Genomic DNA, 21,604 nt, shown 5'->3' with positions numbered 1-21,604 from the left:
AGTGATAAAAGTTCTTAAACCCGGCGTACAACTTACAATTCAAGATGGCGGGCGCTGCGGTTATCGTCATTTAGGTGTAAGCCAAGCGGGTTGTTTAGACCCTTACGCACAAATAATTGCCAATAAATTAGTGGGTAACAAAGATAATGAAGCTGTGCTTGAAGTTACGTTAGGCCTTTGCGAGTTACAGTTTGAAACCGATACTGTTATTGCCCTACAAGGTGCTGATTTAAACGCTGCGCTTGATGAAACACCCTTGTACCCTGGCTGGAGTTACCAAGTAAGAGCCAAACAAACTTTAAGCTTTGATACTGGCCGCGCTGGTTTGCGTGCCTATGTAGCCGTACAAGGTGGCATTGATGTTAAAGATATCATGGGCTCAAAATCAACCGATTTAAACGCGCTCTTTGGCGGTTTAGCAGGTAAAGCACTTAGCGAGGGCGATATTATTCCTATTAAAACATCGCCCGTGCCAATAACGCGCTTTATACAGCGCGGCGCTATTACTCCGCCTAAACTAAAGGTGATTAGGGTATATGCAAGCCCACATGCGCATCTATTAGGTGATACGCTACTTAAACAGTTTTTTTCAACGGCGTTTAAAGTAAGCCATAACAGCAACAGAATGGGCCTTAGGCTAACAAACGAAAGTCCCCTAACTCATAGTCACTCACTTGCCTCTCTTGGTACAGGCCCGGGCTCTATTCAATTACCGCCCAGTGGTGAGCCTATTGTATTACTTAACGACGCACAAACAACCGGTGGCTACCCATTACTTGGCACGGTAATAGAGGCTGATTTACATCAATTTGCGCAATTTAGACCCGGTGACTCAATTGAATTTAAGCAAGTAACCCATGAGCAAGCTAGATTAGCAAAACAAAAGCTTAAAGGTCACTTACATCAGCTCAGCTTGGCGCTTAAATATAGTTAACTCTAAGGTGAGATATAAACCTATTACAAGGAGCTAATAAAAGTACAAGCGGCGCTCTACTTAACTTGCAATAGGTAGGCTTAGATTGGTTAATTAAGCGCATAAAATTAAAACACGCTAACGCAAAAAATTATAATAAGGCAATTTAAGCTCTGCTTTAATTTTCGCACACACTTGGTGCATTTGTGCAGTGTGCTTTTTTGCAAACACTGCACTGAATGCCTTACTAACGCCACTTTACACACCAAAAGTGTTGTAAATATAGCCACACCTGCGCGCAGCGCACTACTTTGGTGCGCGCACTTTTCAGTTGGTGCATAAATTATTCTTAATTAATTGTAAAAGCAGTGTGACTTGAGTAATTATTTCTGATAAAACAAGGTTTCGCAGCACAGCAAAGTTGCCCTGCTGCACACATAATAGGAATGAGGAGTTACTATGTGTTCAATTTTTGGTGTATTAGATATTAAATCTAACGCCACTCAGTTGCGTACCCAAGCAATTGAAATGTCAAAACTACTAAGGCACCGTGGCCCCGATTGGTCTGGTGTGTATTCATCTGAGAAAGCGATTTTAGTGCATGAACGCTTAGCCATTGTTGGTGTATCAAGCGGCGCACAACCATTATATAACCCTGAAAAAACAAATATTTTAGCGGTTAACGGCGAAATTTATAACCACAAAGAGCTGGCAGCAGAGCTAGAGGTAGATTTTGAATTTCAGACTCAATCAGACTGTGAAGTTATTTTAGCGTTATACAAACAAAAAGGGCCTGAGTTTTTAGATGACTTAAATGGTATTTTTGCATTTTGTTTATACGATGAAGAAAACGATGCGTACTTAATTGGCCGCGATCATATTGGTATTATTCCGCTTTATACTGGTCACGATGAGCATGGTAATTTTTATGTTGCCTCAGAGCTTAAAGCGCTTTCACCAATTTGTAAGCACATTGAAGAGTTTCCACCAGGGCACTACCTATACAGCAAAAATGGTGAACTAACGCCTTATTATAAGCGCGATTGGGAAACCTTTGATTCAGTTAAAGATAACAGCGCACAAGCGCAAGACGTAAAAGAAGCGCTAGAAAGCGCTGTAAAACGCCAGCTAATGTGTGATGTACCGTATGGTGTATTGCTATCGGGCGGTTTAGACTCGTCGGTTATTTCGGCTATTACGCAACGTTTTGCTGCTAAACGTATTGAAGATAACGATGAAAGCGACGCATGGTGGCCTAAGCTGCATTCTTTTTCGGTTGGGCTTGAGGGTTCACCTGATTTAGCCGCTGCGCAAAAAGTAGCGGATATGATTGGTACAGTACATCACCCTATTCACTTTACCATTCAAGAAGGTATTGATGCGCTTCGTGAGGTTATTTACCACATTGAAACGTACGATGTAACCACTATCCGTGCCTCAACGCCAATGTATTTAATGGCGCGCCAAATTAAAGCTATGGGTATTAAAATGGTATTATCGGGCGAAGGCGCTGATGAACTATTTGGTGGCTATTTATACTTCCACAAAGCGCCAAACGCACAAGAATTTCATGAAGAGCTGAACCGTAAAGTGTCAAAGCTGCATATGTTTGACTGTTTACGTGCCAATAAGTCAATGGCTGCATGGGGCGTAGAAGCACGCGTGCCATTTCTTGATAAAGAGTTTGTTGATGTGGCTATGCGTATCAACCCTGAAGCAAAAATGTGTAACGATGGCAAAATTGAAAAGCACATTTTACGCGAAGGCTTCGATGGCTACCTGCCTGAAGAAGTACTGTGGCGTCAAAAAGAGCAATTCTCAGACGGTGTTGGCTACAGCTGGATAGATACGTTAAAAGAGTTTGTAAACGAGCAAGTAAGCGACCAAGAGCTTGCCAACGCTAAGTTTAAATACCCTATTAACACGCCAGATTCTAAAGAAGCGTATTACTATCGCTCTATTTTTGAATCACACTTCCCAGGTGATGCATCAGCTAAATGTGTACCGCATGGTAAGTCGGTTGCGTGTTCAACACCTGAAGCACTTGCATGGGATGCATCATTTCAAAATAATGCTGATCCTTCAGGCCGTGCTGCTGGCGTTCACAACGACGCGTATGCAAGCAAAGGCTAAACGCACCCTTTTATCGCAACGTAGGCTACAACAGCCTAGGTTGCGATATATAAAGCACCTTTATTCAGTTCCTGTATTTTCTAGTTCACAGCATAACTTAGCTGGTTCAAGTGCGTTAATTGTTATTTATACGCAAGGGTTAAGTACGCGTGTAATGCAAAAAATTGCATCAAATTCGCAGCACCCTGCTAGCGTTTTTTTAAATGAAAATGAAATTTCTCACCGGGTATGTAACATTCGCTGGTTTAACCAAACATCAGAAATTAAGCGCTGCGGCCATGGCACCCTTGCTGCTGCAAAATGTTTATTAGCACACTTTGGTTTTTGCCCTTCACACTTTATTTCAAACGATAAAGAACGGTTTAAAATCAAGCGAGCTACAGGCCAGGTACAACTTCAGCTAGCGGCTATTAATTTAAAAAAGAGTGATGAGGTTAATAGCCTTAGTGATGTGTTTTCGCACTCTATAAAAGCAACTTACTCAACAGCTTATAAAAATGGCTATACCGTTGTACTGTTTAAAAACATGGCTGATTTAAAGCATTTAGAGGTTAATTTTACACATTTAGTAAATGTGCATAACAATGCGGTAATTGCACTGCAAATACATAGTATTAATAAAAACAGCGCAAGCGCATATTTTAGGTATTTTGCGCCGCAATTTGGGGTAAATGAAGATACGGCTACAGGCTCTGCTGTGTCGGTTATTGCGCCCCTTATTTTTAGACTATATGGTTTAAATAAAGTAACCCTTATACAGCAGTCACCAAAAGGCGCGCTGCTAAACTACACGTTTAGCAGCAATCAGGTAGTTGTAAATTAAGCTATTACATTGGCCTTAGTAGGCAAAGTGCAAAGTAGCTTTTCTCGTCTTGCCATGTTTGTTCAAGCGATAAATTAGCCTGAGCAGCAAGATTTTTAAACGACTCAAGCGTATATTTGTGCGAGTTTTCAGTGTGAATACTCTCTCCCGCTACAAAGTCTATTTGCTTATCGTTAATGACCACGCTTTGATTACACTTGCTCACTAAATGCATTTCAATGCGGCTGTGCACTTCGTTAAATCGCGATTCGTGTTTAAAATTATCTAAAATAAACGTGCCATTTAACTCGTTATTTATACGCTGGAGCAAGTTTTTATTAAAGGCTGCGGTAATGCCGGCCTTGTCATCGTAAGCATCAAGTAACACTTGTCGCTCTTTTACTAAATCAATACCTATTAATACATAGCCATCAACACCACATAAACGGTGGAAATTATTCATTATTTCAATGGCTTTTACTGGCGCAAAGTTACCCAGTGTAGAGCCTGGAAAATAAACTAAATTTGTTTGGCTGTCTAAGGCGGTGTCTTTTGTTAACTGCTTAACCATTTGGCTATGGGTAAAATCACCTAGCAATGGTGTAATGGCCAACTCCGGAAATAACGGTGATAAATGCGCTAACGAGTAATTAAGCATCTCTGATGATATTTCAAAAGGAACAAATGTTTTTACATTGCTCATATGGGCGAGTAAATACGCGACCTTTTTACCCGAGCCACAGCCAGGCTCAATAATTGATAGGTTCCCGGGCAGCCTATTAGCGATAGCTTTTGAGTAATCTTCTAATATGGCAAGTTCAGTGCGGGTAACATAGTACTCTTGCAATGAGGTTATTTGCTCGAATAAAGCCGCCCCTTTATCATCGTAAAAATACTTACACGGCAGCGACTTTTGCTGTTGAGCAAGTCCATGTAATACATCATTTAAAAAGTCTAGATCGGTTATTGATTGCTGATTAATTGCTGTTACTTGGCTCATAGTATGTCCTTTGCTAGTCTAATGCCGCTGCACATCCACGCTTGGTGCGGATAAAAAAAGTTACGGTAGGTCTGTCTTAAATGATCTTTTGGGGTAAACACACACCCACCACGCAAAACCATTTGGTTATTCATAAATTTACCATTGTATTCCCCTGCGGCTCCGCTAAAGGGTTTAAAGCCTGGGTAAGGTAAATAGGCGCTATTAGTCCACTGCCAGCATGTATCGCTTAACTGCGAGATAACATCTGGGTTTTTACATACACTTGGCGTAAGCAAATCGTTTTGCTGTTGCTTAAGTGCTTGCTGCTGCGCTACATACTCCCATTCAAACTCAGTAGGTAGGCGCGCATTTACAAAATTAGCATAGGCTGCCGCTTCAAAATAACTTACATGGCTCACTGGCGCATCTAAATTTAAAGGCTGCAGTCCGTAGAGAGTAAATTCAAACCACTGCCCGTCAATATACTGCCAATATAAAGGGTGACTAAGTTGCTCGGTGTTTATATTAGCCCAGCCATCACTTAACCAAAATGAAGGGTTTTTATACCCGCCCGCCTCTATAAATTGTAAGTACTCTCTATTAGTTACTAATCGGTTAGCAAAACTAAACGCATGAATAAGGGCTTGATGTTTAGGTTGTTCGTTATCGTACGAAAAACCGTTTTTAGCATCAGCCCCTATATTGGTTATGCTTTGGCTAAATTCGGTATATTTTAAAGTGCCTAACGAATCACTCACCTTTATTAAGTTATTTGGGGTTTGGCTGTAGGCAGGAAAGCTTGGATTAACCGAAAAATTATATTTAATATCCATTAGCATGAGCTCTTGATGTTGCTGCTCATGATTCAGCCCAAGTTCTATAATATTGCACAGTGTTTGGTTAATGCCTAATTGAAGCAGCTCGTTTAGCGCATTATCAACATAGGCTCTGTAGCGCAACACCACCTCTAAACTGGGGTGAGATAAACATCCTCTATTAGCACGCTTAAACTGCTCACCTATGCCGTTATAGTAGGAGTTAAAAAGCACCTTAAATTGTTCATCAAAGAGCGTGTAGTTAGGCAGATACTTAGCAAGTAAAAATGTTTCAAAAAACCACGTGGTGTGAGCTAAGTGCCATTTCATTGGGCTTGCATCATCCATTGCTTGTAGTTGGCAATCTTCTGCGCTGAGGTTTTTTATAAGTGTTAGACTATGTTGGCGAATTGACTGAAATTGAGCGTGTATTTTTTCAGTACTGTGCGCTTCATTCGTTTTCGTGTTTAGCATATTAAAGTTAGTCCTTTTCACTCTTTGCGATTAAATAAAGCCTACCCCAGATTTTACCTTTATGCATGTTACATAATGATTAAATCAAACCCTCTACCCATTTAAAACGTAGACTAATGTATTAACGACTAAACGAGTTTGGTGGCGCTGCTTTAATTTTAGTTTAATAACAAACTAATTTTTAACACTCACTGAATTAACAATAGCTTATCTTTTTAGTGATAAATAGCTTTTAGCGCTAAGTAATCAGGCATATATAACCAAATAGTTTTACATTTACGATTTAACTCATACACTATTAAGGGTATGATCAGCGATTAATTTAGTTAGTCCTCAAATAAGTTTTATTGTAAATAATGCAACTTACTTTGTGGCTAATTAACTTAGTGTTATGCCGGAACTCTCTGGCTTGTTAGGACAACATAAGAGGTATTCATGAGCGAAAATCATGACAAGTATAGTATTGATAATACGGACTACACCGTAGGTCAAGATAACGTGCAAAAATGGGGATTTGATATACATAATCCTGTTTTTGGTATTAGTGCCGGTTTGATTGTCATCTTTTTAGTCGCCATTCTCGTTTCGGATGCGCAAACAGCCAAAGCAACGCTTGATGGTATTAAGCTCGATATAATAAATAACTTTGATGCGTTTTTTATGTGGGCAGCAAACTTCTTTGTTATATTTTGTTTGGCATTAATTGTATCGCCCTATGGTAATATTCGTTTAGGCGGAGAAGGTGCTAAACCAACGCACTCGCGTATGTCATGGCTTGCCATGTTATTTGCCGCAGGTATGGGTATTGGGTTAATGTTTTGGGGTGTTGCAGAGCCTGTAGCTTACTTTACTGGCTGGTACGAAACCCCACTTAATGTAACCGCAAATACGCCAGAGGCTGCAAAAGTAGCAATGGGTGCAACCATGTTTCACTGGGGTCTTCACCCGTGGGCTATTTATGCCGTTGTAGCGCTCTCACTTGCGTTTTTTACTTATAATAAAGGTCTTCCTTTATCAATCCGTTCAATTTTTTATCCACTATTAGGCGACAGAGCTTGGGGTTGGCCTGGTCATATTATTGATATTCTTGCCGTGCTTGCCACTTTGTTTGGCCTTGCAACCTCGTTAGGTTTAGGCGCGCAGCAGGCTTCTGCAGGTATTAATCATGTATTTGGAACTGATGGCGGCGTAGGTGCACAATTATTGGTTATTATTGGCGTTACCTTACTGGCTATTATCTCAGTAGTACGCGGCATTGATGGCGGCGTAAAGGTTCTTAGTAATATAAACATGCTTATTGCATTTGCCTTACTCCTGTTTGTTGGTTTAGTTGGCTTTGCTGTGGCAATCGGTAACGTACCAAATACGGTTATGGGTTACGTTGAAAATATTATTCCACTGAGCAACCCACATGGCCGAGAAGACGAAACATGGATGCACGGTTGGACTGTATTTTACTGGGCATGGTGGATTTCGTGGTCACCGTTTGTAGGTATGTTTATTGCGCGTGTTTCTCGTGGTCGTACAATTAGAGAGTTTTTAATCGCTGTATTATTAATTCCTACTGCGGTTACTATTTTATGGATGTCTATTTACGGCGGCATTGCAATAGACCAAGTTGTTCAAGGTGTAGGTAGCTTAGGCGTAAACGGTTTAACCGATGTACCTATGGCGATGTTCCAAATGCTAGACGAACTGCCTATGTCGAGCGTGCTTTCGTTCCTAGCTGTGGTATTAGTATTAGTGTTTTTCATTACCTCTTCTGACTCGGGTTCATTAGTTATCGACTCAATTACAGCAGGCGGTAAAGTGGATGCACCAGTACCACAACGCATCTTTTGGGCTACGGTTGAGGGCTCTATTGCTGCTGCTCTATTATGGATTGGCGGTACAGAGGCGATTCAAGCATTACAAGCGGGTGCTGTTTCAACAGGTCTTCCGTTTACTTTAGTGTTACTACTAATGTGTGTAAGCCTATTATTAGGATTACGTACTGAGCCTCGCGCTGTTAAATAATTAGTCGCTTGCCAGTAAACTTAAAAAACGCCGCATAATATGCGGCGTTTTTATTAGCTAAGCTAAACGCTTTTTAATAATTTAACTCTGTATTGCACTCGCTAGAATTTAAAAATAGATTTAACTTAGTAATTCAGCTAGTGGCGTATCATCGCGGTAATGGTATTGCAGCTGTGCAATTAACAGCTCTGCTGTGGCTAATGCATCAGTTAGCGCATTGTGATTATGATAAGCAGGCAAAGAGTATCGACTGCGGCAATCTGTGAGTCTCAGTGAGCCTACCTTTTGATTAAACAAACGCCCTATTAAGCCTTGGCGGGCGCGCAACGCTCGTTGCTCAATCTCCATGGTATCGACTAATGCAAACTGGATCCCTTCGTTAATTCTCGCAAGTAATGCATTGTTTAAAAAGTGCCGCTCTATCGCTGCATAATGCACCACCACGACTTTACCACTAAGTGCATTAAGTAGCGGCCCTAGTCGGGAGGTTAAATCGGGAGCATCATCCACTTCTGAATGCGTAATACCATGAATAACAATCGACTCTTCACTTAAGCTTTTACGAGGCTGTACTACCCAATGCTTAGCATGTGTGCAATATACTCTTTGCATTGTAAAAGGGACTAAGCCAATACTGACTATATCGTCCACCTCACTATTTAGACCGGTTGTCTCAAAATCAAGAGCCACAAACGAAATGTCTTTTATGGGCGTGTGCGTATCACCATAAGCGTGCTGATAAAACGCCTTTAAATGCTCATTTTTAGCATTGTTAGCCAGTGTTTGATAATGAGCCTGCCAGTCAAAATACGATTGCTTAGCCATTCGTTACTTAACACCTGCATTGGCTGAGTAACTAAACTTTAAGTAGCTTTGTGCTTTTTCGAGTATGGCAAACGCCTCTTTTAAATTGCGTTGCTCAAACGGCGAAAGTAAATGCGGGTCGATGTCGTTATCGGGCTCTTCTTCTTGCTCTATTTGCCATGCTTGATGGCGAATTCGCATCATGGCAATGTATTCTAACGCGTCACGTAAATCCTGTGCTTTACCCTCAGGTAACAGGCGCGATTCAATAATATCTTCAAGGCGTTCAAACGAATTTTGCTTACGAGAGCCTATCGCCAGTGCATGCACTCTTATCACATCAGAAAGCGGCGCGGTGCCTCTGCGTTTTAAGTTCATTGAGCGCTTATGCTGGCCGTTATGCTCAAGCACAAAGCCTTTAAAAAAACCAAGTGGCGGTGTGCGGTTTCGGGCATTGGCAGCCATATTTGCTAAAAACACACGGTTTTGTTTACTTTGTTTAGCAATAAAAATTTTAAGCTCATCGGCCCATTTTGTTTTACCCCACACCCCATCTAAATCAAAGAATATTGAGCTGTTAAGTAGGGCTTGTGGTTTAGGTAAGGCTATCCACTGTGAGAATTGATCAAACCATTGCGAGCGTGTTTTACGCCATTTTTTGAACGAGGCCATTATCTCGCCGCTACAATAGGTATAACCACATTGCGCTAAGCCATCACACACAAAATCAGAAATATTTTGAAAGTACTCTTTGTGTTTTTCATCATCGTAATTGTCATCCAAAATAAGCGCGTTATCTTGATCTGTTACAATAAGTTGTTCATCTCGCGCCATAGAGCCTAACGCTATAAAACAGTAAGGTACTGGCGGCGGGCCATATTTTTCTTCAGCCAGTACTAATAAGCGCTGTTTAAAAGTACGCCCTATTACCGCCATTGCAGTACCAATCATATGTGAATTAGCATCTTCGTTTACCATACGTACAAATACATTGGGCAGCTGGCGCGCGTAATGTGCTAAATCTTCAATGGTTTGCTGCGCTAAAATACCGCGTACCAAGAGTAAACTACTTTGCGACTCGTACCTTAAAATATCGGATAGTGAAATAACCCCAATAGGTCGGCGCTTTTGTACAACAGGTAAGTGGTGCAAGTTGTCGCGCAGCATAGCAAGGACGGCTTCAAATACATAAGCATTTGAATCAAGCAGTACAAGATTAGTCGACATAATTTTATCTGCGGTAACATCAAGCCCTAGGCCTTCGGCTACCACTTTTGTGCGTATATCGCGGTCGGTAATAATGCCTACAATTTGCCCATCGTCTTCTTCTGGGTCATCGCTTATTGGTTTGTCTAAATCTGTAACTAACACAGAAGAAACCGCTTCTTCTGTCATTACTTTAGCAACATCTTGTATGGTGGTTTGCGTACTTAGCGTTACCACATCGCGGTGAATGAGCGACTTAACTTTGGCGGTTGTTAAATCGTTGCTGTCGGCTTGCTCAACTAACGCTTGGCGAAGGCGTACATTGCCATCGGCTTCAAAATAATCAGCAAAGCTGTCAAACTCGTCACAAAAACGGTTAAACAGCGTAAAGTTAATACAATACACTAGGGTGTCTTCGAGTGCCTTTGCAGGAAAGCGCACTTTACGATTCATCAACAAGCCCATTTGGCCAAAAATACCGCCCACATCTAAGCGGTTATAAAGCTCGTTATTACGACGATAAATTTCTACAGAGCCACTGCGAATTATAAATAAATCAGCGATGTCTTGGCCTAACGTTAAAATATCAGTTTGCGAGCGGTAGTAAGCTACCTCAACTTGTTGCGCAAGCTCGTTTAAAGCGTTTGTCGGTAAGTCATCAAATGGCGGGTGCTGCGCTAAAAACTGCGCAATTTCAACTTGTTCGGCTTGCATTGGGGATTCCTTGTGGCCACACAAAAATGCATGTATATGCTTAAGTGGCTATCTTAACAAACAAGTAGTGCCAATCAAGCCATAACCATGCCCAGTACACTTTTAATTTAAAAACGTTGCTGGGCATGGCTTTAAGGTTAGATTTTTTCAAGCTCTTGTGCGAGCTGCTTAGATTCATCCCCCCTTGGCGTGGTAAAGCGTGCTAAGCCCAAGTAAATTACCGGAGTAAGATAAAGCGTAAACAACACCGCAAGTGCTAAGCCGCCAAACACCACCCAGCCAATTGCATTTCGGGCTTCAGCCCCTGCGCCTGTAGAGAGAATTAACGGCAATGCTCCAAGTAGAGTAGATATAAGGGTCATCGTAATTGGGCGTAAACGTACCAACGCAGCTTGCTCGACGGCTTTTCTGACCGTTAAACCTTGATCGCGTAATTGGTCTGCAAATTCAACAAGCAAAATTGCGTTTTTAGCGATTAAGCCTATCAGCATCACTAAACCAATTTGAGAGTAAATATTTAACGATGTGCCGGTTAAATAAAGCGCTAATATGGCCGAGGTAATACCAAAGGGAACGGTTATCATAACCACAATGGCACTATTTACATTTTCAAATTGAGCAGCCAATACTAAAAATACAATTAAAAAAGCAAGTACATAAGTTACAAGTACTTCGCTGGATGTTTCTTCATACGTTAGCGCTTCGCCTTTAAACGCAAGTGCAATACCTGGCTCTAACGATTGCTCAGACACCGTTTTTATTTGCTCTACTAAAGCAGCAATGGTTAACGATTCTGGCAACTCCATACTGAGCTCTATTGAGCGGCGCTGGGCATGACGCTCAAGCTCTGCAGCCACCCCTTCTTCAGAAATATACGCAACACTACTTAATGGTACTAAACTGCCATTACCCGCTCTGATGTATAAATTAGCCAAATCACTTGGACTGTTTATGGTTTGGTTTTGCGCTTGTAGCATAATTGGCACAGACTGATCGCCAATGTTTAAATCTTCTACATCGTCGCCATTTATTGCTGCGCGCAAGGTAATGGCAATGTCGTCTAGCGATACACCGAGCTCTTGTGCACGGCGTCTGTCTATATTTACTCTAAGTTGTGGTTGCGATGGCTGATACGAAATACGCACAGGTGCCACCTCAGGAATGGCTTTTTCTAATGCCGCAGAAAACTGCTGAGCCGCTTTAAATATTTGCAAATAATCTTGCCCAAGCAACGCTATTTCAACGCCTCCCCCTTGGCCACGTAAATTTAAACTATTAGCCCCACCAGGATAGGCCGGTGCTCCTGGAATATCGCCAAGTGGCTGGCGTATCTTATTAATAATTTCTTGTTGGCTAAAATGGCGCTCATCCCAATGCTTTAATGGCACAGTAATAAACACAATATTAGGGTCCCATTGACCTACCACAGTATAAATAGACTCAATTTCTCCGCTATCGACAAACGGAAGTAGAATATCTTCCATTTTTATCGCTTGCCTATCCATAAAGTTTAGTCCTACACCATCTGGGCCACGTGCAAATATACGAATTTTACCTCGGTCTTCTGTGGGTAAAAGCTCGCTGTCTAAACTGGCGTATAACGCTCCTGAGCCTGCTGCAACCAATAAACAAAGCGCAAACGTAAGCCATGCATGGTTAAGCACTTTATGAATTGTTTTTGTATAAATACCACCCAACCAAAGGCCTAGTTTAGCAAATGGGTGAAAACCGCCCTGCTTTAACTTTAATTTGGAGGTAAGAGCAGGCACTAATGAAAGTGCCACAAAGCTTGATATAATTACCGCACCGGCAAGTACACCACCAAACTCTCTAAATAATCGACCCGCAGTAGAGGGTAAAAACGCAATAGGTATAAATACAGCAGCAAGTACAGCCGTGGTTGCTACAACAGCAAAAAATACCTCGCGCGTGCCTATTACAGCAGCTGCCCGACGCCCTAAACCTAGCCCCCGCTGGCGCTGAATATTTTCACTTACTACTATGGCATCATCAACAATTAAGCCTGTGGCTAATACAAGCGCCAACAAGGTTAAAATATTTATTGAAAAACCCAGTGCCCATATAAGTGCTAAAGACCCTATTAAGGCAACAGGAATAGCAAAAGCAGGCACTAAAGTGGCGCGCCAAGAGCCAATAAATACCCACAAAGTGACAACCACTAACAATACTGTAAGTAATAAAGAGTAAATTACTTCATCTACTGAGCTTCTTATAAATTGTGCGTCATCGGAGGTAAGTGTAAATTCCATTTCTGGAAAGCGCGTTTGCATGCTTGTAATGAGCTTGAGCACTTCATCTGATATTTCAATTGTATTTGATTGTGCTTGTCGAATAATTTCCATACCAATAACGGGCTTACCGTTTAGCCTTACCATAGAGCGCGGATCGGCAGGGCCAAAATACACAGCCGCAATATCACTAATTCGGGTATCGCCTTGTATTATAATATCGCCAACTTGCTCTGGGGTAATGGAGGTTGCATCAGCACGTACAATAATTTGCTGATCGTTTGACTTTAAACTCCCTGCTGGCACATCAAACGGCGCTTGGCTAAGCACTTGTGCTACATCGGGCACTGTTAAATTAAAGCTACTTAGTTTTAGCGGGTCAATTCGTACTCTTAATACGCGTTCTCTATCTCCGTTTAAGCGTACATCTGCGACACCCGGAATAGTTAAAAATTGCGGTGCTAAGTCAACATTTACGCGCTCGGTAAGTGCTTCAAGCGATAAACTTTCACTTGAAACAGTGAGAGACACAACTGCTTCGGCGTCGTTGTCGGCTTTAATAATAGAAACACGCTCGACTTCCTCTGGAAGGTCTCGCTCTACACGTGCAACAGACTCACGCGTTTCATTCGCGGCGTCATCTAAATTTATGCCTGGTCTAAATTCGACCACAATACGTGCATTTCCCTCTTCACTTTGTGCGCGTATCGATTTAACGCCACTTACACGCGCTACTGCGCCTTCTAATTTGCTGGTTACTTCGGTATCAACGGTCTCAGGCGAGCCGCCAGGAAATGGCGCCGAAACCGTAATACGTGGTCTATCTACATCAGGAAGCTCTCTTACTTCAACACCCGCAATAGCGGCAATACCTGCAATAATAATTAACAAGTTAAGCACCACAATAAGTACTGGGCGGCGAATCGCCATTGAAGGTAAATCTTGCATCATAGGTTGCTGTTTCATACCTACTCCTGCGAATCTTGTAAGGGTAAATTAAAGCTTAGCTCTTGGCCTGCACGTAAGCGTTGTACCCCTTCAATTACTAAAATATCGCCTTTATTTAACGGCCCAGAAACCAATAATCGCCCCGCCAAGCGCTGCTCTATTTTTACATCAACACGTGTGGCTTTTTTATCAACGCTGGTCCATACATACGGGCCTGTTGCACCCCACAGTAATGCAGCCTCAGGAACTGCAGCAAAATGCTCGCCTAACACTTCAATATGTACTCTAAAGCTCATACCAGGTAAAAATTGTTGTTTTTCATTATTTAGCTTGGCTTTAACACGTAAAGTACGAGTTTGTGGGTCTACGCGTGAGTCTAAATAGGCAATATCAGCGTTAATGGCAGTGTCTGATTGCCAAGGAAACACCGTTAAGCTGCTTTTATTACGCAGCATACTGATAGCCGACTCCGGTGCGTTAAAATTTATGTACAGGCTTGTTGTGTCATCTATTGTGGCAATGGGTGTTTGCTCGGTTATTCTATCGCCTACCTCAACATCTGTTAAACCCATAATGCCATTTATTGGCGCAATTACTTTTCTGTCTTCAAGCTCAGTTTGGGCCTGTATGAGAGTGACTTTGGCAAGCTCTACAACGGTTTTAGCATCATCAACATCGCTTTTAGGCACTGCGCCTTTGGCCTGACTTTGTTCTAATCGTTTTAGTATTCGCTGGGTGTCGGCAAGTTTAATTTTAGCCTCATCAAGCGCTGCTTTTTGCCTACGAGAATCAAGTTCGAGTAAAGTATCGCCTTTTTTTACTTTATCACCTGGCTTAAAAAAAACGCCTGTTACTCTATCGCCTACTGCAGGGTACATTACAACCGAATGTATTGCCTCTGTATTTCCTACCGCTTGCACTTGTTGTTTAGCACTTTCGAGGGCAATTTTTTGTACAACAACGTTCGCGCTCATTGCAGGAAGGCTGAAAAACAGCAGCGAACTAAGCACACCGATTAAAAAGTTTTGCGATTTCAAAGTAACACCTTAATTAATTATTATTTCCATTACCTTACGAAGTCTAACAGCTGATTGATCAATAGGTAGGATAGAACGATAAATTAGCAAAACTATAAGATGAAATTAAATTGGTAATACCAATTAATTTTTGAAAAAGGCGCTTAAAGACTAAGCATTTATACAAATACAGGCAGGATTAAACTAAAAAGTGGCTATATAAATAAAAAAGCCCAGTATAAACTGGGCTATGTAGATAATAGGTAGTTAAAGATTATTTACCGCGCTGGGCTTCTTTTTGTGCTTTTTTAGCTTCTTTACGTTGTTGTAAAACCGCTTGCGCTTCATTACCAATGTGCCCTTCACCACGTGCTTGTGCTAATTCTATTTGCTTTTGACGCTCAGCAAAACGAGCACGTTGCTCATCGGTTACATTGTCGATACAGTGATGACACGAAACACCTTCCATGTATTCTGGCTTTTGCTTTTCTTCTTCTGTAATCGGCATACGACACGCATGACATTGATCGTAAGAGCCTTTTTGTAAATCATGATTTACTGCTACACGATTATCAAAAACAAAACACTCGCCTTCCCACATTGTTTCTTCTTTTGGCACTTCTTCTAGGTATTTTAAAATACCGCCTTCAAGGTGGTAAACTTCATCAAACCCTTGCTCTTTCATGTAAGCCGTTGATTTTTCGCAGCGAATACCACCGGTACAAAACATGGCTACTTTTTTGTGTTTTTCTGGGTCTAAATTTTCTTTAGCCCACTGTGGGAACTCTCGGAAAGTTTTGGTATTAGGATCGACTGCATTTTGAAAAGTGCCAATTTCAATTTCGTAATCGTTACGTGTATCAATCAAAATCACTTCAGGGTCTGATATTAATGCATTCCACTCTTTAGGCTTAACATAGCTTCCCACTACTTTTAGTGGGTCAACCCCTTCAACGCCCATAGTAACAATTTCGTTTTTTAGCTTTACTTTAGTGCGGTAAAACGGGCATTCATCATCGAATGATTCTTTAGTCACTATGTCTTTTAGGTTTTCTTGTGTGTCTAACCACGCAAGTAAGTTATCTATTCCTTCGCGCTTAGCCGATACAGTACCGTTAATACCTTCAGCAGCAAGCAATAAAGTACCGCGTACTTCGTTTGCTTCCATCACTTCTAAAAGGGGTTTACGTAACGCTTCAAAATTTGGCAAACCTACAAATTTGTACATTGCACACACTACAAAGTGCTCGTTTGTTACATCATCTTTATGAACAGCAGTCATTTTACTTCCTATTTTGCCTTGATAGCCTTAAGTGGCGTTTACCGAATCGTAAATCCGGCGCATATGGGGCGCGTATTTTACGCTTTTTATGATTAATTGCAAAAAATAGCGCGTTAGAATGGTTTTTACTGTCGGCATAACCCTTGTGTAAGCTATAATGCGGCCATTAATTTAAGTTGCACATTGGAGAACACGACTTTGCACTTTACTGATCTTGGGATTGATACTCGCCTTGAAACACAATTAGCACATCAAGGGATCACCCAGCCCACAGATATTCAAGCACATGCAGTGCCTACCGCACTTGCAGGGCATGACATTTTTGCTCAGTCTAAAACTGGGTCGGGCAAAACATTAGCGTTTTTATTACCTGCTGTTCAGCGAGTTATGAAACAAAAAGCGCTCAGTAAACGCGATCCACGTGTCCTCATTGTTGCACCAACCCGTGAGCTTGCAACGCAAGTATTTACGCAATTGCGTTTATTAATTGCGGGCACAAACATTAAAGCTGTAAAAATACTAGGTGGCGAGAACTTTAACGATCAAATTAAAGCCCTTCGTAACGACCCGCACTTTGTTGTGGCAACCCCAGGGCGTTTGGCCGATCACATCACAAAACGCTCATTACAATTAAGTGGGTTAGAGCTATTAATTTTTGATGAAGCCGACCGTATTTTAGACTTAGGTTTTACTGAACAGCTGAAAATGATTAACGAGCAAGCTAATCACCGCTTGCGCCAAACATTGTTGTTTTCAGCGACACTAGATCACGCTCAAGTAGATGCCCTATCGCGTAATTTATTAAAAAAGCCAAAACAAATTACACTGAGCGCCGCTAACGAGCAACACAGTGATATTAAACAAACACTCTATTTAGCCGATCACCTTGATCATAAAGAAGCGTTACTTGAGCATTTTTTAAAACAAGATGATGTTGGCCAATGTATTATATTTACAGCAACCCGTGCCGATACCAGCCGTTTAAGTGAAGCATTAAATGCAAAAGGTTTTAAATCGGTGGCTTTAGCTGGCGATTTGACACAGAGCAAACGCCTAGAGATCATGGACTCGTTTAGCCGCGAAAACTTTAAAATTTTGATCACCACTGATGTCGCTTCGCGAGGATTGGACTTATTAAGTGTAACGCACGTAATCAATTTTGATTTACCAAAACACGCTGAAGAGTATGTACACCGTATAGGTCGTACAGGCCGCGCCGGATTTAAAGGTAATGCATTATCGCTAGTAGGCCCTAAAGACTGGGCAAGCTACTTAGCAATTAAGTCGTTTTTGAACGACGAGCTGGTTTTTGCAAGCGTTGATGGCCTTAAAGCTAAATTTAAAGGTATAAAAGAGAAAAAGCCTGCAACAGCCGCTGTAAAAACTAAAAAAGTTGCACAGGTGAAAAAGCCGCAAGTTAAACGCAAGGCAAAACCTAAAAAACCAGCTGCACCTATAAAAGCCCCGATGAACATTGATGGCAATTCACCAATGCGCCGTAAAAAAAAGCCTGAGCAGGAATAATTATGAGTTACCTAGGAACAACACAAACCTTATTTGTAAAAGAAGTGAGCAATGAAGGTGCTTACCTTGATGGCCATGATTTAGGGGAAGTGTTTTTACCAAAACACGAAATTAAAGATGAACTTGAAGCTGGCGATAGCATAAGCGTTTTTATCTTTTTAGATAACGCCAATTTACCTACAGCAACAGTAAAAAAACCCCATGCCCAAGTTGGTGAATACGCACTGCTTCGTGTTAAAGAAATAAATAGCATTGGCGCTTTTTTAGATTGGGGACTAGAGAAAGATGTTTTAGCTCCATTTAACGAGCAAAAACCACGTATGCAAGAAGGTCATTCTTATTTAGTTCGCTTATATTTAGATAATGCGAGCCAACGTATTTGTGCATCAAGCAACTTTAATCGCTTTTTATCAAAAGATGAACCTGAGTACACACATCTTCAAGAAGTTGATTTAATTGTTGCTGGTAAAACAGATATTGGCTACAAAGTGCTTATTGAAGAGTCTCACTTTGGGGTTGTGTTTTACAACATGGTATTTAAAAACTTATTTGTAGGGCAAAAGCTTAAAGGGTTTGTTCAAAAAGTACGAGAAGACGGAAAAATCGACGTTATACTTGAAAAGCCAGGCATGGGTAAAGTAAGTGAACTTGGCGATAAAATAATGGAAAAGCTTAAAAACGAAGGCGGCATACTAGCCATTGGTGATAAATCTGATCCTGAGCTTATCAAAAAAGTATTTTCAACCAGTAAAGCTAACTACAAAAAAGCCATTGGTGGTTTATTTAAGCAAGGCTTGATAGACATAGAAGCCAAATCTATCCGCTTAAAATAGTTGTACACTTTTTATAAGCGCTAACATTATGTTGGCGCTTATAGTTAAATTTTTTCTAAATAGTTTAATTAAATGATTATTCAAAGGGCATATAACGTTTTGATGAATAAAAAACGTTATTTAGCTATTATCACTAACGGCACTTATATTGCCCTATTCTCTGCCCTCACCTTCGCGTAAATAAAATTTTTTAAACAAAGCTAACACGAGGTTTACCCCTGAAAAATAATTAGGGAATTACTAATAGGCATTAGCCCATAATACGCTTATACGGCAACGTACATTCTGTATATTGCTTTGAATAATCAAGTATCTCAGCTTTGGTTTCTAAGCTTAGTGGCGCCAACCTAAATACTTTATTTTCACATTCACTTTGTTTGTCGTCGTGATTTGAAATGCAATCTGACGTAGTTACGTTTTGGCGCGTTAAGCGCTCTTCATTTTTATAGCATAAGTGGTGTGCGTAGCCATGCATGGTTTGCTTAAATTCAAATAAATCGACAGGGTAATTTGCGACTAAGTCAGTAATCGTCGCTACTCCATCATAAGCTTTACTAGAAAAAACATATTTATTTACTGAAAAACCTGCAACAACAATTAAAATAGATCCAAAAATTAACTTCAAAATAAACCCCTTACTGCATTCTTAGTACTAATGTAGCATAAAAATGTATTCATAAAAGGGGTTTAGCACTAAATAATTGCTTTTTGTTAACTTAAACTAGTGATTTATTAACATCAGTTAAAGTTTGTACCGGATCTGACGATTTTGTGATCGGTCTACCAATCACTAAGTAATCGCTACCCGCTTCAATAGCTTGCTTAGGTGTCATAATGCGTTTTTGGTCACCCACATCACTACCAGCAGGGCGAATGCCTGGAGTAACTAGCTTAAACTCGCTACCTAATTGTGCTTTTAGCGCTTTCGCTTCTTGGGCAGAACATACTACGCCATCAAGCCCTGCTTCTTTTGTTAATTTAGCTAAATGAATAACTTGTTCTTGCGCTGATTTTTCAACACCCAAACGCTTTAGTTCAGCTTCGTCCATGCTGGTTAGCACTGTCACTGCTATTAATAAAGGTGCTTTATCACCAAACTTTTCAAGTGCCTGCTTTGCCTTATTCATCATTTCAAAACCACCTGATGCATGAACGTTTACCATCCAAACGCCCATATTAGCCGCTGCGGTGACCGCTTTTGCCACTGTATTAGGGATATCGTGAAATTTTAAATCTAAAAATACGTCAAAGCCTAAATCGATTAACTGTTTAACGAATGCAGGGCCAAAATAAGTAAACATTTCTTTACCTACTTTTAAACGACACGTATCTGGTGAGAGTTTTTTTACAAAATTAAGAGCCGCGTCTTGTGAATCGTAATCTAGGGCAATAAGAACTTTTTTTGTATCTTCTAAAGACATAACTATCCTAATGAATGGCAGTAAAGTTATAAATAGTTGGGGGTTATTAAAATCCGTCTAGGCCTCTACTTGGCACAATGGTTTCCCAATGTTTACAAGATGGGCAGTTCCAATAAATAGTGTGGCTTGTAAAACCACAATGTTGGCATTGAAAGTCTGGTTTTGTAGCTATATACGACGTAACTAGCTTATCAATTTCATCAAGTACTTCTTTGGTATTTGGATTTTTATCACCCATTAGCTGTAGTAAAAAGCTAAAACCTCGAATTGTAGGCTGACGCTTTAAGCTGTCGGTTAAAAACTCAAATGCCTGTTTAGTATTTCCCTGCTCTAACAGTGCTTGGCAATGTTTTATTTTTATTAGCACCCCACCTTTATCGAGCAAGTCACATAATAAATCATGAAACTGATGTGTTAAATTTAACTGCTTATAACTATGTGCAAGCTGGTCAATAAACAAAGGTGCAAATAACGTAAATTGGCAAACGAGTTCACGCCAATAGTAAATTGCTTTTACGTAGTCTTCACTTGTGTAAGCCGATAACCCTAATTCGTATAAAGGGCGAACCGCTTTGTAATTTAAGCTAATGGCTTTGTTCATTAATTGCGGTTTATTTTCGCTTAAGGCAGCTTCGCTGTAAAAATTAGCAATTGCTTTAAAATGCTGCTCTTTAACGAATAACTCACTATGGGCTTCGAACATATTAATGCCCTTTTCCCACTCTCGGGTTTGCGAGTATAAAGTAATAATTGGGTCAAGTGCTTGTTCATGCCCAGCTTTAACAAGCCACACTAAATGCTCTTCTGCACCGTCTAATAAGCCGGCCATAATATAATCTTCAGCTAATTCTAAACGGCTAGCGGCAGCTTGTTGTTCATTTAAGCTTGGGTGTTTTAAAAGGAGTTCATGAATTTTTATTGCGCGGTCAAGCTCGCCTCTTCGGCGAAACATGGTAGCAAGGGTTGAATAATGGTCAACAGAGTCAGCAGCCACTTCTAATAGGTTTATTAGATGCTCTAAGCCCTGATCTTCTTCTCTGTCTAGTAAAAACTTTAAGCCTTTACTGTATTCTGAAGTGATTTGGCGATTGAGTTGATGAGCTTGGTTTTTTGCACTATTTTTGCCCATAATCCAGCCATAACCGGCAGCAACAGGCAGTAGTAAAAACAAAAGCTCAATCATGATTAGGTGTCTTTATTAGCAATAAGCTTACTATTATTTTTTTCTGGCGCTAATTGTTTTTTTAAGCGGTAATTTTGCCACTTTAATTTAGAAAACAATTTAAAGCTAATAAAACACCCTATTATCACACCCAGTATAAAGCAGATACTTATTATTACAGCGAGTGGCAAGGTATTACTGGCAATAATATAATTGATTTGTACTAATTGTGGATTTTGAGAACCCAATAAAAATGCGCAAAATAGGCATAGTACAACCAGAATAATTTTTAATACCTTAAACAAGTAAC

17 protein-coding genes are annotated in these 21,604 nt (G+C 40.7%); 6 read left to right on the top strand and 11 right to left on the bottom strand.

What is annotated here, in order from left to right:
* Position 1 precedes the first annotated feature (1 nt).
* The 3 genes from AN390_RS06945 (at position 2) to AN390_RS06935 (ending at position 3,869) form a co-directional block, all read left to right on the top strand.
* Positions 2-934: a biotin-dependent carboxyltransferase family protein gene (locus AN390_RS06945; RefSeq protein ID WP_055253495.1), complete on the top strand. Its 933-nt coding sequence runs from the start codon at positions 2-4 to the stop codon at positions 932-934.
* A gap of 438 nt (positions 935-1,372) precedes the next feature.
* Positions 1,373-3,046: an asparagine synthase B gene (gene asnB, locus AN390_RS06940; protein ID WP_055253494.1), complete on the top strand. Its 1,674-nt coding sequence runs from the start codon at positions 1,373-1,375 to the stop codon at positions 3,044-3,046.
* Positions 3,030-3,869: a PhzF family phenazine biosynthesis protein gene (locus AN390_RS06935; RefSeq protein ID WP_055253493.1), complete on the top strand. Its 840-nt coding sequence runs from the start codon at positions 3,030-3,032 to the stop codon at positions 3,867-3,869. The genes asnB and AN390_RS06935 overlap by 17 nt, the downstream gene beginning before the upstream one ends.
* A gap of 4 nt (positions 3,870-3,873) precedes the next feature.
* Here the strand turns inward: AN390_RS06935 and egtD are convergent, their stop codons facing one another.
* Together egtD and egtB are read right to left on the bottom strand one after the other, a co-directional pair.
* Positions 3,874-4,848 (bottom strand): L-histidine N(alpha)-methyltransferase, encoded by a 975-nt coding sequence (gene egtD, locus AN390_RS06930; RefSeq protein ID WP_055253492.1) that lies wholly within the window; start codon positions 4,846-4,848, stop codon positions 3,874-3,876.
* The gene (egtB, locus tag AN390_RS06925) at positions 4,845-6,119 is read right to left on the bottom strand and encodes an ergothioneine biosynthesis protein EgtB (RefSeq protein ID WP_055253489.1); all 1,275 of its coding nucleotides are present in this window, start codon (positions 6,117-6,119) and stop codon (positions 4,845-4,847) included. The genes egtD and egtB overlap by 4 nt, the downstream gene beginning before the upstream one ends.
* A gap of 435 nt (positions 6,120-6,554) precedes the next feature.
* Between egtB and AN390_RS06920 the strand changes: the two genes are divergently transcribed.
* A complete protein-coding gene (locus tag AN390_RS06920) occupies positions 6,555-8,135 on the top strand; it encodes a BCCT family transporter (protein WP_004587884.1) in 1,581 nt (526 codons plus the stop codon).
* A 120-nt stretch (positions 8,136-8,255) separates the two neighbouring features.
* Here the strand turns inward: AN390_RS06920 and AN390_RS06915 are convergent, their stop codons facing one another.
* From AN390_RS06915 to AN390_RS06895, 5 genes are all read right to left on the bottom strand, one after another.
* The gene (locus AN390_RS06915; RefSeq protein ID WP_055253487.1) at positions 8,256-8,960 is read right to left on the bottom strand and encodes a 3'-5' exonuclease; all 705 of its coding nucleotides are present in this window, start codon (positions 8,958-8,960) and stop codon (positions 8,256-8,258) included.
* A gap of 3 nt (positions 8,961-8,963) precedes the next feature.
* Positions 8,964-10,859, bottom strand: a complete 1,896-nt coding sequence (locus AN390_RS06910; protein ID WP_055253484.1) for a DUF294 nucleotidyltransferase-like domain-containing protein — start codon at positions 10,857-10,859, stop codon at positions 8,964-8,966.
* A gap of 137 nt (positions 10,860-10,996) precedes the next feature.
* A complete protein-coding gene (locus tag AN390_RS06905) occupies positions 10,997-14,074 on the bottom strand; it encodes an efflux RND transporter permease subunit (RefSeq protein ID WP_055253482.1) in 3,078 nt (1,025 codons plus the stop codon).
* A gap of 2 nt (positions 14,075-14,076) precedes the next feature.
* Positions 14,077-15,093: an efflux RND transporter periplasmic adaptor subunit gene (locus AN390_RS06900; protein ID WP_055253480.1), complete on the bottom strand. Its 1,017-nt coding sequence runs from the start codon at positions 15,091-15,093 to the stop codon at positions 14,077-14,079.
* Between the two features lie 253 nt (positions 15,094-15,346).
* Positions 15,347-16,354, bottom strand: coding sequence for a rhodanese-related sulfurtransferase (locus AN390_RS06895; RefSeq protein WP_029774004.1), 1,008 nt, complete (start codon positions 16,352-16,354; stop codon positions 15,347-15,349).
* Positions 16,355-16,552: 198 nt separating this feature from the next.
* On the opposite strand from AN390_RS06895, the gene AN390_RS06890 reads away from it, so the two are divergent.
* Together AN390_RS06890 and AN390_RS06885 are read left to right on the top strand one after the other, a co-directional pair.
* The gene (locus AN390_RS06890; RefSeq protein WP_029774003.1) at positions 16,553-17,878 is read left to right on the top strand and encodes a DEAD/DEAH box helicase; all 1,326 of its coding nucleotides are present in this window, start codon (positions 16,553-16,555) and stop codon (positions 17,876-17,878) included.
* Between the two features lie 2 nt (positions 17,879-17,880).
* Positions 17,881-18,711, top strand: a complete 831-nt coding sequence (locus tag AN390_RS06885) for a S1 RNA-binding domain-containing protein (RefSeq protein WP_054982457.1) — start codon at positions 17,881-17,883, stop codon at positions 18,709-18,711.
* 250 nt (positions 18,712-18,961) lie between these two features.
* Here AN390_RS06885 and AN390_RS06880 read toward each other — a convergent pair whose 3' ends face one another.
* The 4 genes from AN390_RS06880 to AN390_RS06865 all read right to left on the bottom strand — a co-directional run bounded on the left by AN390_RS06880 (position 18,962) and on the right by AN390_RS06865 (position 21,599).
* A complete protein-coding gene (locus tag AN390_RS06880) occupies positions 18,962-19,336 on the bottom strand; it encodes a hypothetical protein (RefSeq protein ID WP_004587876.1) in 375 nt (124 codons plus the stop codon).
* Between the two features lie 91 nt (positions 19,337-19,427).
* Positions 19,428-20,132 carry an orotidine-5'-phosphate decarboxylase gene (gene pyrF, locus AN390_RS06875; RefSeq protein WP_055253475.1) on the bottom strand — a complete coding sequence of 235 codons (705 nt, stop codon included), beginning with the start codon at positions 20,130-20,132 and terminating at the stop codon, positions 19,428-19,430.
* Positions 20,133-20,178: 46 nt separating this feature from the next.
* Positions 20,179-21,315, bottom strand: coding sequence for a lipopolysaccharide assembly protein LapB (gene lapB / locus AN390_RS06870; RefSeq protein ID WP_004587874.1), 1,137 nt, complete (start codon positions 21,313-21,315; stop codon positions 20,179-20,181).
* A gap of 2 nt (positions 21,316-21,317) precedes the next feature.
* Complete coding sequence (locus AN390_RS06865) at positions 21,318-21,599, bottom strand: lipopolysaccharide assembly protein LapA domain-containing protein (RefSeq protein WP_004587873.1); 282 nt, start codon at positions 21,597-21,599, stop codon at positions 21,318-21,320.
* Between the last annotated feature and the right edge of the window lie 5 nt (positions 21,600-21,604).

The sequence above is a fragment of the Pseudoalteromonas sp. P1-11 genome (assembly GCF_001399995.1).
Lineage (GTDB): Bacteria > Pseudomonadota > Gammaproteobacteria > Enterobacterales > Alteromonadaceae > Pseudoalteromonas > Pseudoalteromonas atlantica.
Note: the sequence above shows the minus strand (reverse complement) of the source record. Positions and strands in the feature narration are given on the sequence as shown.

Coding starts and splice junctions, on each gene's coding strand:
- asnB (WP_055253494.1), top strand. CDS start 1,373: ATGTGTTCAATTTTTGGTGTATTAGATATTAAATCTAACGCCACTCAG.
- AN390_RS06935 (WP_055253493.1), top strand. CDS start 3,030: ATGCAAGCAAAGGCTAAACGCACCCTTTTATCGCAACGTAGGCTACAA.
- egtD (WP_055253492.1), bottom strand. CDS start 4,848: ATGAGCCAAGTAACAGCAATTAATCAGCAATCAATAACCGATCTAGAC.
- egtB (WP_055253489.1), bottom strand. CDS start 6,119: ATGCTAAACACGAAAACGAATGAAGCGCACAGTACTGAAAAAATACAC.
- AN390_RS06920 (WP_004587884.1), top strand. CDS start 6,555: ATGAGCGAAAATCATGACAAGTATAGTATTGATAATACGGACTACACC.
- AN390_RS06915 (WP_055253487.1), bottom strand. CDS start 8,960: ATGGCTAAGCAATCGTATTTTGACTGGCAGGCTCATTATCAAACACTG.
- AN390_RS06910 (WP_055253484.1), bottom strand. CDS start 10,859: ATGCAAGCCGAACAAGTTGAAATTGCGCAGTTTTTAGCGCAGCACCCG.
- AN390_RS06905 (WP_055253482.1), bottom strand. CDS start 14,074: ATGAAACAGCAACCTATGATGCAAGATTTACCTTCAATGGCGATTCGC.
- AN390_RS06895 (WP_029774004.1), bottom strand. CDS start 16,354: ATGACTGCTGTTCATAAAGATGATGTAACAAACGAGCACTTTGTAGTG.
- AN390_RS06885 (WP_054982457.1), top strand. CDS start 17,881: ATGAGTTACCTAGGAACAACACAAACCTTATTTGTAAAAGAAGTGAGC.
- pyrF (WP_055253475.1), bottom strand. CDS start 20,132: ATGTCTTTAGAAGATACAAAAAAAGTTCTTATTGCCCTAGATTACGAT.
- lapB (WP_004587874.1), bottom strand. CDS start 21,315: ATGATTGAGCTTTTGTTTTTACTACTGCCTGTTGCTGCCGGTTATGGC.